The 14,736-nt window shown below is 73.2% G+C and carries 12 protein-coding genes and 1 pseudogene; 10 read left to right on the top strand and 3 right to left on the bottom strand.

Annotated features, from left to right (window positions below):
• The first annotated feature begins 85 nt into the window (after positions 1 to 85).
• From I8N67_RS28165 to I8N67_RS28155, 3 genes are read left to right on the top strand one after another with little or no spacing between them, the layout of a single operon-like run.
• Positions 86 to 2,410, top strand: a complete 2,325-nt coding sequence (locus I8N67_RS28165; RefSeq protein WP_200306947.1) for an FHA domain-containing protein — start codon at positions 86 to 88, stop codon at positions 2,408 to 2,410.
• A gap of 5 nt (positions 2,411 to 2,415) precedes the next feature.
• The gene (locus I8N67_RS28160) at positions 2,416 to 3,117 is read left to right on the top strand and encodes a hypothetical protein (RefSeq protein WP_200306945.1); all 702 of its coding nucleotides are present in this window, start codon (positions 2,416 to 2,418) and stop codon (positions 3,115 to 3,117) included.
• Positions 3,110 to 4,114, top strand: a complete 1,005-nt coding sequence (locus tag I8N67_RS28155; protein WP_200306943.1) for a serine/threonine-protein kinase — start codon at positions 3,110 to 3,112, stop codon at positions 4,112 to 4,114. The genes I8N67_RS28160 and I8N67_RS28155 overlap by 8 nt, the downstream gene beginning before the upstream one ends.
• Here I8N67_RS28155 and I8N67_RS28150 read toward each other — a convergent pair.
• Positions 4,086 to 4,550 carry an RpiB/LacA/LacB family sugar-phosphate isomerase gene (locus I8N67_RS28150; RefSeq protein WP_200306941.1) on the bottom strand — a complete coding sequence of 155 codons (465 nt, stop codon included), beginning with the start codon at positions 4,548 to 4,550 and terminating at the stop codon, positions 4,086 to 4,088. The two genes, I8N67_RS28155 and I8N67_RS28150, sit on opposite strands and share 29 nt — an antisense overlap.
• A 144-nt stretch (positions 4,551 to 4,694) precedes the next feature.
• The gene (locus I8N67_RS28145; RefSeq protein ID WP_200306939.1) at positions 4,695 to 5,384 is read right to left on the bottom strand and encodes a hypothetical protein; all 690 of its coding nucleotides are present in this window, start codon (positions 5,382 to 5,384) and stop codon (positions 4,695 to 4,697) included.
• A 224-nt stretch (positions 5,385 to 5,608) separates the two neighbouring features.
• Here I8N67_RS28145 and I8N67_RS28140 point away from each other — a divergent pair, with 224 nt between their 5' ends.
• The gene (locus I8N67_RS28140; protein WP_200307023.1) at positions 5,609 to 6,595 is read left to right on the top strand and encodes a LacI family DNA-binding transcriptional regulator; all 987 of its coding nucleotides are present in this window, start codon (positions 5,609 to 5,611) and stop codon (positions 6,593 to 6,595) included.
• Between the two features lie 273 nt (positions 6,596 to 6,868).
• Positions 6,869 to 7,819 carry a Dyp-type peroxidase gene (locus tag I8N67_RS28135; RefSeq protein ID WP_200306890.1) on the top strand — a complete coding sequence of 317 codons (951 nt, stop codon included), beginning with the start codon at positions 6,869 to 6,871 and terminating at the stop codon, positions 7,817 to 7,819.
• 112 nt (positions 7,820 to 7,931) lie between these two features.
• Here the strand turns inward: I8N67_RS28135 and I8N67_RS28130 are convergent, their stop codons facing one another.
• Positions 7,932 to 9,494, bottom strand: a complete 1,563-nt coding sequence (locus I8N67_RS28130; protein ID WP_200306888.1) for an amidohydrolase — start codon at positions 9,492 to 9,494, stop codon at positions 7,932 to 7,934.
• A gap of 245 nt (positions 9,495 to 9,739) precedes the next feature.
• Here I8N67_RS28130 and I8N67_RS28125 point away from each other — a divergent pair, with 245 nt between their 5' ends.
• From I8N67_RS28125 to I8N67_RS43015, 5 genes and pseudogenes are all read left to right on the top strand, one after another.
• A complete protein-coding gene (locus I8N67_RS28125; protein ID WP_200306886.1) occupies positions 9,740 to 11,584 on the top strand; it encodes an ABC transporter ATP-binding protein in 1,845 nt (614 codons plus the stop codon).
• On the top strand, positions 11,581 to 13,458 hold the full coding sequence (locus I8N67_RS28120; RefSeq protein WP_200306884.1) for an ABC transporter ATP-binding protein: 1,878 nt from the start codon (positions 11,581 to 11,583) through the stop codon (positions 13,456 to 13,458). Before I8N67_RS28125 ends, I8N67_RS28120 begins: the two co-directional genes overlap by 4 nt.
• On the top strand, positions 13,458 to 13,697 hold the full coding sequence (locus I8N67_RS28115; RefSeq protein ID WP_234046419.1) for a hypothetical protein: 240 nt from the start codon (positions 13,458 to 13,460) through the stop codon (positions 13,695 to 13,697). The genes I8N67_RS28120 and I8N67_RS28115 overlap by 1 nt, the downstream gene beginning before the upstream one ends.
• Positions 13,640 to 13,945 (top strand): annotated as a pseudogene (locus I8N67_RS28110) (L-lysine 6-monooxygenase); the annotation flags it as partial. The gene I8N67_RS28115 and the pseudogene I8N67_RS28110, both read left to right, overlap by 58 nt.
• A 324-nt stretch (positions 13,946 to 14,269) precedes the next feature.
• A partial coding sequence (locus I8N67_RS43015) for a hypothetical protein (protein ID WP_234046418.1) occupies positions 14,270 to 14,736 on the top strand: 467 nt, incomplete at its 3' end.

Below are 14,736 nucleotides of genomic sequence, written 5' to 3'. Positions count from 1 at the left end.
CCCCGCAGGGCCGCCCGATCCGTACGGCTGCCGCCTCGCCGAAGCGGCCAGGCGCATATCCGTACCAATCGGTAGAATTTTTGGCATGGCAGAGCGGTCGATCGCACCGACTGCGCCCGCCCTCGTGCTGGAAACCGAGGCGGGCTCCACGGTCATGACCCCGAGCCACGAGTACCACGTCGGACGCGACCCGCGCAGCGAGGTCGTCCTCGACGACGACCGGGTCTCGTGGCACCACGCGGTGCTCCGGGCCGGGGCCGGCCACTGGACGATCGAGGACGAGAACAGCACCAACGGCACGTACGCCGACGGCCACCGCGTCCACGAGTGGGACGTGGGACCAGGCAGCGTCATCCACTTCGGGAGCGTCCCCGACGGCCCCAGCGCCGTCCTCACCGGCCTCGCCCCCGAGCGCCCCTCCGGCATCCTCAGCCCCGGCTCCACCGGCACCTTCCGGCAGCCCACCAGCGTCCGCCCGCTGCCGGAGCGGACCGTCCGCATCGGCCGCGCCGCCGACAACGACCTGGTCATCGACGACCTCATCGTCTCCCGCCGGCACGCCGAGCTCCGGGCGCGCCCGGACGGCACGTACGAGATCGCCGACCTCGGCAGCCACAACGGCACATACCTCAACGGCCGGCCCGTCGACCGCGCGCCGGTCGCTCCCGGTGACATCGTCGGCATCGGCCACTCGGCGTTCTGCCTGGTCGGTGACGAACTCCAGGAGTACGTCGACACCGGCGAGATCTCCCTCGACGTCCAGGAACTGACCGTCGCCGTCGATCACGGCCGCAAGACGCTGCTCGACAAGGTCGCGTTTCCGGTCGGCGAGAAATGTCTCCTCGCCGTGGTCGGCCCCAGCGGCGCCGGCAAGTCCACCCTCCTCAACGCCCTGACCGGGCAGCGCCCCGCCGACAGCGGCACGGTCCTCTACGACGGCCGCGACCTCTACCGCGACTACGCCGAACTGCGCCAGCGCATCGGCCTGGTCCCGCAGGACGACATCCTGCACGCCCAGCTGACCGTCCGCCGCGCCCTCGTCTACGCCGCCGAACTGCGCTTCCCGCAGGACACCGCGAAGGCGGAGCGCCAGGCGCGGGTCGACGAGGTGATCCGCGAACTGGGCCTCGAACAACGTGCCGACCAGCCCATCCACAGCCTCTCCGGCGGCCAGCGCAAGCGGGTCAGCGTCGCCCTGGAACTGCTGACGAAACCGTCCCTGCTGTTCCTCGACGAACCGACCTCCGGCCTCGACCCCGGCATGGACCGCTCGGTGATGCACATGCTGCGTGGCCTGGCCGACGACGGCCGTACGGTCATCGTCGTCACCCACAGCGTCCTCAGCCTCGACGTCTGCGACCGGCTCCTCGTCCTCGCGCCAGGCGGCAAGGTCGCCTACTACGGGCCGCCGGACGACACCCTCGCCTTCTTCGGCTTCGAACAGTGGCCGGAGGCGTTCGAGGCCTTCGAACGGGACCGGGAGCGGGACTGGGCGGGGGAGTACCTCGACTCGCCCTTCCACCGCCAGTACGTCACCGCGTCCATGAGCCGGCCCTACCTGCCCGAGGCCGCCCCGGTCGACGTGGCGCCGCCGCCCAAGCCGCAGAGCTGGGGCACCCAGCTGGGCACCCTGGTCCGCCGGTACGCGGCCGCGCTCGGCGCCGACCGGACCTTCCTCGCCATCATGATCGCGCTGCCGTTCGTGATGGGCGCGATGGCCAGAGCGCTCGCGGGCAGCGAACTGGACCGCGAGACCGCCATGAACGCCCTGCTCATCCTGTGCGTCGGCGGCGTCCTGACCGGAGCCGCGAACGCGGTGCGCGAACTGGTCAAGGAACGGGTGATCTACCAGCGCGAACGCGCCGTCGGCCTGTCCAGATCGGCGTACCTGATGTCCAAGGTCGTCGTCCTCGGCACCATCACCGTGCTCCAGGCCGTCGTGCTCACCCTGGTCGCCCTCCTCGGCGTCGACCTCAACGCACCCGGCGGCGAGGGCGTGTTGATGCCACCCCTCGTCGAGATCACGGTGGCCGTGGCGCTGCTCTCCTTCACCGCGATGATGCTCGGCCTGGTCGTCTCCGCGCTCGTCCGCAAGGAGGAGGTCACCATGCCGCTGCTGGTGCTCCTCGCGATCGTCCAGGTCGTGTTCTGCGGCGCGCTCCTGGACGTCAAGGGCACGATCGTCCTCGAACAGCTGGCGTGGCTGGTGCCGTCGCGCTGGGCCTTCGCCGCGATGGCCGGCACGATCGACCTCGAACGCATCGTCCCCGACAAGGCGGACCCGCTGTTCGAGCACTCGGCGGGTGTATGGCTGCTGGACATGGGCATGCTCGTCGTCCTCTCGCTGCTCTGCGGCTACCTCGTCGCCCGCCTCCTGCGCCGCCGCGAACCCGCGGTGATGCGGAAGTAGCCGCGATGACGACCCCCGGATTCCTTCCCACCCATGTCGTCCCGCCGGGCGGACTGCCCGCCTGGGACACCCCCGACCCGTCCAGCTCCACCGTGCCCCTCGACGCGCTGCTGCCCGTGCGGCTCCTCGACCGGCGCGGCGACTGGGGCCATGTCCTGTGCGCCAACGGCTGGTCCGCCTGGGTCGACGGCCGCCTCCTCGTCGCCGTACCCCAGGACCCGCCCGCCGCCGGTACCGCGCCCGCCCGCACGGCCGACCCGCGCCCCCTGCTGGCCCGCGTCGAGGAAGCCGTGGCGCGCTACCGCACCGAGGCGGAGGCCCTGGCGACCGGGAGTCTCGACGGGGAGTCCTTCCGCGACCGTACGAGGGGCCTGCGGATCGGGGTCGTCGTCGACGGCGAGTCGCTGTGGCTGTTCGACGCCGCGCACGAGCGGTGGGTGTACTGCGACGGGGCACGGCTCAGCACCTTCGCCGTGGCGGACAAACCACACGACGCCCCGGCCGCCCCGCACGTACCACCGGCCGCCGCACCCGCTCCGGGGCCGACACGGGTCGTACGGGAATCCGAACGCGAAGGTGAACCCGGACGCGAACCCGGACGCGAACCCGCGGATCACCGAGCGGCGGCCGAGCGGCGACCGGCGGAGCGCGGGCCGGCCGATCACGAACCCACCCGGCTGGTCCCGCCGGTGACGCCCGATGGGTGAGACGCAACCGTTCGCGGGACGCCCGTCGGAGCTCGTCGGACGCCAGATCGCGGGCTACCGCATCGAACGGGAGATCGGCCGCGGTGGCATGGCCGTCGTCTACCGGGCGAAGGACCTGCGCCTGGACCGGACGGTCGCGCTGAAACTCCTCGCCCCCGAACTGGCCCGCAACGACACCTTCCGCCGCCGCTTCACGCACGAGTCGAGGGTGGCCGCCGCCATCGACCATCCGCACATCGTGCCGGTCTTCGAGGCGGGGGAGACGGACGGCGTGCTCTACATCGCCATGCGGTACGTCGCCGGGCGCGATCTGCGGCATCTCCTGGACCGGGAGGGCCCGTTGCCCCTGACGACCGCCACGCGGATCGCCGCCCAGGTCGCCTCCGCGCTCGACGCGGCGCACGACCACGGCCTGGTGCACCGGGACGTCAAACCGGGCAACATCCTGGTCGCGCAGGGCACCGACAGCGACCACCCCGAGCACGTGTACCTCACCGACTTCGGCCTGACGAAGAAGTCGCTGTCCCTGACGGGATTCACGAGCGTCGGACAGTTCGTGGGGACCCTCGACTACGTGGCGCCGGAGCAGATCTCGGGCAAGCCGGTCGACGGCCGCTGCGACGTCTACAGCCTCGCCTGTGTCGTCCACGAGACGCTCGCCGGCCGGCCGCCCTTCCAACGCGACGACGACATGGCCCTGTTGTGGGCCCATCAGTACGACGAGCCGCCCCCGCTGACCAGCGGGCGCCCCGACCTGCCGTCGGCCGCCGACGAGGTCCTGGCGCAGGCGCTCGCCAAGTCCCCGGACGACCGCTACGACTCCTGCCTGTCCTTCGTGGCCGCGCTCAGGGCCGCCGTCACGGCACACGGTTTCCGGGCGGAGCGCGCGCCGACCCGGGCGGCCGGGACGACGACACCGGGACCGCCGCAGCCCCCGCCGGAACCGCCCCTGTGGGCCAGGGCGGTCTTCAGCGGGCCCGGCCGGGCCCCCGGCTGACGTCGAGCCCCTCGACGCGGGCCACGTTCTCCCGGTCGTCGGCGTCCTCGCTGGCCTCGGCGGCGAACCAGGCGTCGAGGATCTCCTTGAGGAGCGGCTCCGAGGTCAGGCGCAGACCGATCGCCAGGACGTTGGCGTCGTTCCAGCGGCGCGCACCGTCGGCCGTGTACGAGTCCGTGCACAGGGCCGCCCGCACCCCGGGCACCTTGTTCGCGGCGATCGACGCGCCGGTGCCCGTCCAGCAGCACACGACGGCCTGGTCCGACGCACCGGAGGCGACCTCGCGCGCCGCGGCCTCGGAACAGGCCGCCCACCGCGGGTCGTCCCCGGGGCGCAGCGCGCCGTGCGTCAGCACTTCGTGGCCCCGGTCGCGCAACTCCGCGAGGAGGAAGCGGGCGACGGGTTCGTCCATGTCCGAGGAGACGGAGATCCGCATACCCCGAGCCTATCCGGCCCCCCGACGCCCTAGCACTCGCAGCGGACACGGGGGCCGGGAGACAGGTTCAGGGCGCGGCGGATCACCTGCGGGGGGATCCGCCGCGCCCTGAAGTGCTTCAAGCCCTTTGGGCCCGGGTGGCCCTCATGGTGAGGTGGGGGAACCGAGGGGCCGCACGCTGATGGACCAAGGGCCGTCGGAGCGGGCGTAGATGAGGCAGGGGCCGGTGAGCGGCGCTTCGCCGTGCCAGGGGCCGACGTGACTGGCCAACTCGTCGAGGAAACCGTTCCCGTCCGGCTCGAAGGTGTCGACGAGGAAGTAGCCGCCGTCGTCGGACCGCGGGTCGCCCTCGTACCGGAGGGTCGCGATCGCGGGGCCGCCCGTGTGCCGCAGCACGTCCGAGGCGCCGCGCCGCGTGTCACCCTCGCAGGTCAGCGCACTCGACACGGGGCTCACCGCGACCGTCCACGGCCCGTCCCCCTGGATGCGGAGCGCGCTCACCGGCCGGTCGTCGCCGTTCACCAGCGAACGGCAGGAGAAGGGACCGTCGGTGTAGACCAGTTGGCTCTGGGAGTGCAGTCTCCCGTCCAGGGCGTCGACGACGAAGTGTCCGGCCCCTGCGTGGGTGATGTCGAGGATGACCGGCCCCTGCCCGGTGGTGAGTTGGGCGACCTTGTCGCCGTCGCCGCCGATCTGTTGCAGCGCCGGGCCGCCCGCGGTGAGCAGTGGGGGCGCCTGCCGGGGGGCGTCGTCGCTCTGGGCGACTCCGGAAAGCGGTACCACATCGGCCTGTCGCTTCCCTGGCTTCCCCCGGTCGCGCTGGAACCACTTCATCGCATGCCCCCCTGGTGATGTCTGGGCACAGTATTGGGCGTTCGGTCGCCTGCGTATACGGTCGTCGCGGCCTCGATGGCCTGCGGCTCTCGACTTGACGCGCCTCATCCCGACTGCGTAGAGATGACTGCGTTGTCATACGTCATACGGCGGACACGGGGACATCGGGAGGCGTCGTGACGCGACCGGCAGGACGGGGCGGGAGCTCCGCCGCGCCGCGCAGTGTGGATGTGGCCCGGCTGGCGGGGGTCTCGCAGAAGACCGTGTCCAGGGTCTTCAACGACGAGCCCTATGTCTCGGCCGACGTACGCCGCCGCGTGCTCGACGCCGCCGAACAGCTCGGCTACCGGCTCAACAGCGCGGCGCGGGCACTGGCCTCCGGACGTACCCGCTCCCTCGGCGTGGTGTCGCTCGGGACGGCGCTGTACGGGCCCGCCACCCTGCTCGTGGGCATCGAACGGGTCGCACGGGACCTGGGCTACGCGCTCCACGTGGTCAACACGATGGAGGGCGACCCGGCGGGCATCGCCGGCGCCGTCGGTTCGCTCCTCGGCCAGGGCGTGGACGGCATCATCATCTCCGAGCCGATCGACGAGGGGGAGGTGCCCGTCCGCGTCGACGTCCCCGTACTCGTCTTCGGCGCGCCCCTGCCCTTCACCGCGCCCAGGGTGGTCACGGCGGGCGGCGGCGCCGATCTGATGGCGCGGGCGGCCACCGAACACCTGCTGGCGCTGGGGCATGTGACGGTGCATCATCTCGCCGGTCCCCGCCGGTGGTACGTCGCCGGGGACCGCCTCGCCGGCTGGCGGGCCGCGCTGGCGGCGCGCGGCGCGCACGAACCGCCGGTCGTCGAGGGCGACTGGTCGGCCGCGTCCGGTTACACGGCGGGCCGCGCGCTGGCCGCCGATCCCGAGGTCACCGCCGTGTTCGCCGCGAACGACGACATGGCGATCGGGCTGATCCGCGCGCTGACCGAGGCAGGGCGGCGCGTACCGGACGACGTCAGTGTCGTCGGTTTCGACGACATCGCCGTCGCCGCCTATGTGACTCCGCCGCTGACCACGGTGCGCCAGCCGTTCGACGCCGTGGCGCGGGAGGGCCTGAAGCACCTCGTGCACGCCATCGAGAACCCCGACTCCGACCCCCTGCCGGCGAGCGACCCACCGGTCGACCTCGTCGTCCGCGACTCCACCGCGCGGCCCCCGGCCTAGGCGGGCTCGGGCGGGTCCTCGGCTCATGGGCGGCGGTCGTCGACCCGTATGACCTGCGGGGTTGTGTCGTACGTCATTGTTTGCGGGGGAGTGGGGATCGACGGGCATCGCCCTTGTCCCGACCGGGCATGGTGAGGGGGGCGGAACGTGCCCGGGGCATGCGGTGCGCGACGACGGAGTCGAGGGCGCCGTCGGCCGCCGGGAGCCGCCCGTGAAGTCGTGAGTGGACGAAGGTCCACGCGTGTTCCGCACATGTGTCGTGAAGGGGGAGCCATGGCGCTGCCGGTCGTGCCCGAAGACGTTCTGCCGCAGCCGATGCTGAGCCCGCTGACTCCCGCCGCTGTCTTTCTGGTCGTCACCGTCGCCCCCGGCGGTGAGCCGACGGCGCGCGGGGTGCTGGCCGGACTCGCCGGGCTGGAACGGTCGGTGGGGTTCTCCAGCCCCGACGGCGCCCTGGGCTGTGTGGCCGGCGTGGGCGCGGCGGCCTGGGACCGGCTCTTCGGCGCGCCCCGGCCCGCCGCGCTGCACCCGTTCCGGGAGCTGGACGGCCCCCGGCACCGGGCCGTGTCCACACCGGGCGACCTGCTCTTCCACATCCGTGCGACGCGCGTGGACCTCTGTTTAGCGCTGGCCGCAGAGATCATGCGGCAGCTGCGCGGCGCGGCCACCCTGGAGGACGAGGTCCAGGCCTTCGCGTACTTCGACTCCCGCAACCTCCTCGGCTTCGTCGACGGCACCGAGAACCCGGTCGGGCGCCTGGCCGCCGAGACCGTCCTCGTCGGCGACGAGGACCCCGCTTTCCGGGGCGGCAGCTACGCGCTCGTGCAGAAGTACCTGCACGACGTGGACTCCTGGGAGGCCCTCGCCGTCGAGGCGCAGGAGAAGGTCATCGGCCGGACCAAGCTGACCAACCTCGAACTGGACGTGGCGGGCTCGCACGTCGACGTCAACACGCTCATCGGCCCGGACGGCACCCAGCAGCGCATACTCCGCGCCGCCATGCCCTTCGGCAGGCCCGGGCGGGGCGAGTTCGGCACGTACTTCATCGCCTACGCCCGCGACCCCGAGATCCCCGAGGCCATGCTGCGGAGGATGTTCATCGGCGAACCGCCGGCCGGCCACGACCCGATCCTGGACTACTCCCGGGCCGTGACCGGGACCATGTTCTTCGTGCCCTCGGCCGGCTTCCTGCGCGCCTTCCCCACCCGGCGCCCACCGAACTGATCGACGCCTCATCGAACCGAGCGCCCTGCCTCCGTCCCTGCCCGACATCGTCGCCGGATCAGAAGTCGGTCCCGGATCAGAAGTCGGTCCCGGATCAGAACTCGGTCCTGGATCAGAACTCGTCCTCGCCCTCGACGAACGTCCGCACCACCTCGATCTCCCCGATCCTCGACACGTCCACCCGGCGCGGATCGTCCCCCAGTACGACGAGGTCGGCCCGCCTGCCGGGGGTGAGGCTGCCGGCGTCGGCCTCCCAGTGGCAGGCGCGGGCGGCCTCGGTGGTGTAGGCGCGCAGCGCCTCCTCCACGGTGATCGCCTCGTCGGCGCCGATGAGACGGCCGGACTCCGAGGCCCGCTCGACCATGAACTGGATCGCCCGCAGCGGGGCGCCGTTCGCGACCGGGCGGTCCGAGCTGCCGGCGACCCGGATGCCGTGGTCGAGGAAGCCCCGGCCCCTGTACAGCCAGCCGGCCCGGTCCGCACCCATGATCGTGGCGTAGTCGTCGCCGTAGTAGCGCAGGAAGCTCGGCTGGATGACGACGGTGACACCGAGCGCGGCCAGCCGGGGCAGCTGGTCGGGGCGGACCAGGCCCGCGTGCTCGACGCGGTGCCGGGCCTCCGGGCGCGGGCGCAGCTTCTGGGCCTGCTCCAGCGCGTCCAGGGCGACATCGAGGGCCCGGTCGCCGATCGCGTGCACGGCGAGCTGCCAGCCGGCGAGGTGCCCCTCGACGATCGTGCTCTCCAGCACGTCGGGCTCGTGCATGAGCTGCCCCGAGTCGTCGCCGCCCAGACAGGGGCTGGTGAGGGCCGCCGTACGGGCCATCATGCCGCCGTCGGCGAAGATCTTGAGCGCGCCCAGGGAGAGCGTGCCCTCGCCGAAGCCCGTACGCAGGCCGAGGTCGATCGCCCGGCTCGTGGTGTCCCCGGCGGCCGCCCCGACCGGGTGGAGCGCGTCGGCCGCCACCATGAGCCGTACCCGTAGCGGGAGTCGGCCCGACTCGTGGGCGAGCTGATACGCGGCGCCCTCGATGGGGCTGTGCCCGAAGAGGCGGGCCCCGACGCCCGCCTCGGCGCACCCCGTGACGCCCTCGGACCGGCAGAGGCGCGCGGCGTGTTCGATCGCCGAGGCCAGTTCCGTGAGCGAGTGCGGCGGCCTGGACCGCAGTGCGGCCCCCATGGCGCCCTCCGCGAGGAAACCGTCCGGCCGGGCCACGTCCGCCGGGAGTCCGCTCAGCACCGCCGAGTTGACCAGACACGCGTGCCCCGAGAGGTGGCCCAGATACACCTTGCGTCCGGCGCTGACCGCGTCGAGGTCGGCCGCGGTGAGGGGCCGGTCGAGCGTGCGCTGGTCATAGCCGCCGAAGGCCACCCAGCCGCCGACGGGGGCCTCGGCCACCGCCTCCGCCACCGCGCGGAGCACGTCGTCGGCCCGTCGGCTCGGCGCGACGCTGGGCGACCTGGCCTTGAGGCCCGTCCACGCCAGATGCACATGGGCGTCGATGAAGCCGGGCAGCACCGTGGCGCCGCCCAGGTCCAGGGTCCGCCGCGCCGGAAGCCCCGCCACGTCCTCGTCCAGGCCGACTACGCGCCCCCGCCAGATCCCGAGCTCCCGGGCGGCCGGGCGGTCAGGGTCCATGGTGATGATGCGGGCGTTGGTGATCCTGGTGCAGAGCACGAACAGGTCTTTCCGGTCAGGGGGTTCGGGGCAGTTCAGGGGGATCGGGAGGTGAGGTCTCGGGTTGGTGAAGTGCCGTGATCCGCCTGCCAGTTGACGCCTTCGTCGGCTAATGTCCCAGCGTTCGGGGGAGGTCGGTTCGGTTCGACGGCACTTCAGGGCTGGTCCAAGAAGACAAATATAGTTAGCCTACCTAAGTTTTCTTGTGCGTTTCCTGTGGTGGCGAAACCGGTCCGGAGGGATGCGTGAAAAGAGCGGACCCGCCGGGACGGAACGTGCTGTGGCGCGCCGTGGGCGGACAGCGCAAGGACGTCGTGCTGGGCGCCGTCCTGGGGATGGCGCACCAGACGGGCGAGGCCCTCGTGCCGGTCCTCATCGGACTGGCCATCGAACGGGGGGTCGTGGACGGCGACGTCCCCGGACTGCTCCGCTGGCTCGCCGTCCTCGCCGCCGTGTACGTGGGGCTCTCCTACAGCTTCCGCGCCAGCGCCCGGGCGGGCGAACGCGCGTCGGTCACCGCCGCGCACCACCTCAGAACCCGACTCGTCGGCCGTCTCCTCGCCCCCGAGGGCGGAGCCGAAGAAGGCCGCCTGCCCGGCGAGTTGACGAACATCGCCACCGAGGACGCCAAGCGGGTCGGTGCCGTCGCCATGGCCCTCATCGTGGCCTTCGCGGCGACGGCGGGCCTCGTGGTCAGCGCGGTGGCACTGCTGCGGGTCTCGGTGGCTTTGGGCCTGCTCGTCCTGCTGGGCACCCCGCTGCTGCTGGGACTGGGCCACCTGCTGAGCAAGCCTCTGGAACGCCGCAGCGCGACCGAACAGGAACGCGCGGCGCGGGCCTCCGGCGTCGCCGCCGACCTGGTGGCCGGACTGCGCGTCCTCAAGGGCATCGGCGCCGAGTCGGCCGCTGTGGCCCGCTACCGGCGGGTCAGCCAGGACTCGCTCGCGGCGACCCTGCGAGCCGCCCGCGCCGAGGCCTGGCAGAACGGCGTCGTCACCATCCTCACCGGCACGTTCATCGCCCTGGTCGCCCTCGTCGGCGGACGGCTCGCCGCCCGCGGCGACATCGGCCTCGGCGAACTCGTCTCCTCCGTCGGGCTCGCCCTCTTCCTCATCGGCCCGCTCACCGAATTCGCCTGGGTCAACGCCGAGTTGGCCCAGGGTCGTGCCTCCGCCACCCGCATCGCGGAAGTGCTGGACGCCCCCGGCGCCGTATCGCCGGGACCGGCGGCCGACGGCACTCCGTCCCGGAGCGTCGAGGGACGCCTGACGCCGCGCGCCCTGTCGTACAGCACGGCCCAGGGCCGCGCCTCCGCCGCCCGCACCGCAGAGGTGCTGGACGCCCCGGGCGCCGTATTGCCGGGACCGGCGGCCGAGGGCGCCCTGGCCCGGAGCGTCGAGGGACGCCTGACGCTGCGCGCCCTCACGTACGGCACCCTGCGCGGCGTGGACCTCGACATCGCCCCCGGCGAGACCGTCGGCGTCGCCACCACCGACCCCGCCGACGCCACGGCGCTGCTGCGCTGCCTCGGCCGCCGAACCGACCCCGACGACGGCGCCGTCGAACTGGACGGCACGGCACTCACCGCGCTCGGCCTCGGCGACGTACGCGCGGCGATCCTCGTCGCCGAGCACGACGCCGACCTCTTCGAAGGCACGGTCCTGGAGAACGTCACGGCGGCGGCCGCCGCTCCCGGGAAAGTCACGGCCGCGCTGGCCGCCTCCGGCACCGACGAGGTCGCCCGCGCGCTGCCCGACGGCGTCGACACCGCCGTCAGCGCGCGCGGCCGCTCCCTGTCCGGCGGTCAGCGGCAGCGGGTCGCCCTGGCCCGGGCCCTCGCGGCCGACGCGCCCGTCCTCGTCGTGCACGAGCCCGCCACCGCCGTCGACGCCGTCACCGAGACACGGATCGCCGCCGGTATCGGCGACCTCCGCCGGGGACGCACCACACTCCTGGTGACCAACAGCCCCGTCCTGCTCGCCGTCACCGACCGGGTCGTCCTCCTCCACGACGGCCGCATCACCGCGACCGGCGACCACGAGCGCCTCGTCCACGAGTGCGCCGACTACCGCACGACGGTCCTCACATGACCGAGCCCGCCGACAGCCTCGGCACCGTCGAGACCGCGGCCCGCAGTGGCGGTCGCGCCGCACCCGAACTGCTCCCCGTCGCCACCCCCGCCCGCACCCGGGCGGCCGTCGCCGAACTGCTGCGCCCGCAACGCCGGTCGGCGCTGGCCGCGTTCACCGTCATGGTGGCCTCCACCGCAGTCGGCCTGCTCGTACAGCCCCTGCTCGGCCGGATCGTCGACCTCGCCGCCGAACGCGGGTCCGTCGACGCCATCACGGCCACCGCGGGCCTGCTGGTGGCCGTCGCCGTGGCGCAGGGCGTCACCGCCGGGTTCGGGCTGTCGCTGATCGCCCGGCTCGGCGAGACGACCCTGGCCCGGCTGCGCGAACGCTTCGTGGAACGGGCCCTGGCGCTCCCGCTGGACCGGGTCGAGAAGGCCGGCGCCGGCGACCTGACCGCCCGGGTCACCGCCGATGTCTCCCTCATCGCCGACGCCGTACGCAACGCGCTGCCCGCGCTGGGGCGTTCCCTGCTCACCATCGTCCTCACCCTCGGCGCCATGGCCCTCCTGGACTGGCGGTTCCTGCTGGCCGCGCTGCTCGCGGTCCCCGTACAGGCGGCCACCGCCCGCTGGTACGTCACCCGCGCCGTCCCGCTCTACGCCGAGCAGCGGGTGGCCGCCGGCGCTCAGCAGCAGCAGATGCTCGACACCATCGGCGGCGGCTCCACCGCGCGGGCGTTCCGGCTGGAGAGGGAGCACACCGAGCGGGTCACCGAGCGGTCCTGGTCCGTGGTGGCGCTGACCATGCGGGGCGTACGGCTCGTCCTCGGCTTCTACAGCCGCCTGCACATCGCCGAGTACATCGGCCTCGCCGCCGTCCTGGTCACCGGCTACTGGCTGGTCCGCCAGGGCTCGGCCGGCATCGGTACGGCGACCGCGGCCGCCCTCTACTTCCACAGCCTCTTCGGCCCCGTCAACGCGGCCCTCGCCCTCCTCGATGACGCCCAGTCCGCCACGGCGGGCCTCGCCCGGCTCGTCGGCGTCACGGACGAACCCGTACCCCCGGCGCCGCGCCGCACCGTCGGGTCAGGCAGCGCCGCGGTCACCGTCCGGGGGCTGAGCCACGCCTACCGGACGGGCCACCCCGTCCTGCACGACATCGACCTGACGATCCGCCACGGCGAGCGCGTGGCCCTCGTCGGCGCCAGCGGGGCCGGCAAGACCACCCTGGCCAGACTCGTCGCGGGCATCCAGCCCCCCACCACCGGCACCGTCCTGGTCGGCGGGGTCCCGCCCACCGAACTCGGGACCGCCGCCTCCCGCACGATCGCCCTGATCACCCAGGAGACCCATGTCTTCGCGGGCCCCCTCGCCGACGACCTGCGGCTCGCCAAACCCGGCGCCGACGACGACGAACTGCGCGCCGCGCTCGACCGCGTCGACGCCCTCGCCTGGGCCGAGGCCCTCCCCGACGGACTCGCCACCGTCGTCGGCGACGGCGGCCACCGGCTGAGCGGCGAACGGACGCAGGCCCTCGCGCTCGCCCGGCTGATCCTCGCCGACCCGCCCCTGGCGATCCTCGACGAGGCCACCGCCGAGGCGGGCAGCGCAGGAGCGCGCGCCCTGGAGAAGTCGGTCGCCCGCGCCGTCGACGGCCGCACCGCGCTGATCGTCGCCCACCGCCTCAGCCAGGCGGCGACCGCCGACCGCGTCGTCGTCATGGACGCCGGCCGCGTCGTCGAGAGCGGCATCCACGACGAACTGCGCGCAGCGCGGGGCACCTACGCCGCCCTGTGGGCGGCCTGGTCGGACGCCCGCGACACCGGCCCCCGGCCGGCCACCGCGACCCCCACACGTACCGCTCCACAGGAACCCGAACCGAAGGACCGCTGATGTTCCGCTCCCGCAGAGCGCCACGGCTCGCCGTCGCGCTCGCCTTCGCCACGCTGCTCCTCGCCACCGCCTGCGGTGGCGGCGCATCGGACTCCGACACCTCGGACGCCGGAGCGGAGGCGAGCACCTCCGGCGAGTCCGCCTTCCCGGTCTCCGTCGACCACAAGTACGGCAGCACGACGAGGTCCTCTCCTCCGACCTGCTCGTCTACGCCACCGGATATCAACCCCAGGGCATAGCCGACAACCTGGGGGAGATCGGCAAACTCTGCCTGCGCGATGACGAGGACGCCCTCCGGGTCGGCCGCGACCACCGCGTGACGACCGCCCCCAACGTCACCGCCGACATCTACCTCCAGGGCGGCACCGAACACACCCACGGACTCACCTCGACGCTCCTGTCCACCACCGCCGTACGCGCCGGCGAAATCTGCGCCTCCCTCCTGGCCCGCCACCGCGCCACGGACCTGACGGCCTCGCACGAATGAGAAGAGCGAATGTGAAGGACGAGATGAGGAGGGCGAGATGAGGAGGACGAAGGGATGAAGAGGGGCCAGATGTAGTCGGGCGGTGCAGCGGTGCACCTGTCGGCCTACGGCCAGGCCAGGCCGACAGGTGCCCCGCCTCCAGACCGTGGACGAAGGGCCGCCGGGCGACCGCACCCGGTGGTGGGCGGTCATCGACGCCGATGCTCGCCGATGCAAACCGGTCATTTGCATGGCGAGTTGACGCTGTGTGCCCGGGGTGCCGGACGAGCGGCCTCCGGGGCGCGCTAGCATCACGGCGTGATTACGGCTTGGTCTCCCCGACGCATGGCCCGGGCCCGCGCTTCCGCGGTCCCGCTGCTGCGCGTGCTGGGCCTCGCCGTAGTGTTGTTCGCCGTCGTGCTGACGCACGGAGCGACTCCGGGAAGCGCCGCTGGACACCTGGTGACCAGCGCGGCAACAAGCGTGAGCGCGGCGCCTGAACCCCCGCACCATGGTGTGGACACGCCGTCGGCCGCCACGGCAGCCGATCGGTCGGTCGGCCCCCGCCCGGCCGCCGAGCTGTTCGCCGGGCCCCGTGACGGACGCGCCGACCACGGCGCGGGTCACCCGGGCGAGCACTGCGCGTCCGCGCAGCCGCAACAGGGCCCGGTGCTCGCGCAGTCCCGCTTTGCAGCGTCGGTCAGCGAAGTCGTGGTTCCGGGCAGTGTGCCGACTGTGGGCGACGCCGGCGAGCCGCGTGTCTCCGACCGGTCGTCAGCCGCCCTGAGGGCATCGGTCGTTCAGCAGGTCTA

Source organism: Streptomyces adelaidensis (genome assembly GCF_016598475.1).
GTDB classification, from domain to species: Bacteria; Actinomycetota; Actinomycetes; order Streptomycetales; family Streptomycetaceae; genus Streptomyces; species Streptomyces adelaidensis.
This window is presented reverse-complemented; position numbering and strand designations above follow the sequence as displayed.

Coding starts and splice junctions, on each gene's coding strand:
- I8N67_RS28165 (WP_200306947.1), top strand. CDS start 86: ATGGCAGAGCGGTCGATCGCACCGACTGCGCCCGCCCTCGTGCTGGAA.
- I8N67_RS28160 (WP_200306945.1), top strand. CDS start 2,416: ATGACGACCCCCGGATTCCTTCCCACCCATGTCGTCCCGCCGGGCGGA.
- I8N67_RS28155 (WP_200306943.1), top strand. CDS start 3,110: ATGGGTGAGACGCAACCGTTCGCGGGACGCCCGTCGGAGCTCGTCGGA.
- I8N67_RS28150 (WP_200306941.1), bottom strand. CDS start 4,550: ATGCGGATCTCCGTCTCCTCGGACATGGACGAACCCGTCGCCCGCTTC.
- I8N67_RS28145 (WP_200306939.1), bottom strand. CDS start 5,384: ATGAAGTGGTTCCAGCGCGACCGGGGGAAGCCAGGGAAGCGACAGGCC.
- I8N67_RS28135 (WP_200306890.1), top strand. CDS start 6,869: ATGGCGCTGCCGGTCGTGCCCGAAGACGTTCTGCCGCAGCCGATGCTG.
- I8N67_RS28120 (WP_200306884.1), top strand. CDS start 11,581: ATGACCGAGCCCGCCGACAGCCTCGGCACCGTCGAGACCGCGGCCCGC.
- I8N67_RS28115 (WP_234046419.1), top strand. CDS start 13,458: ATGTTCCGCTCCCGCAGAGCGCCACGGCTCGCCGTCGCGCTCGCCTTC.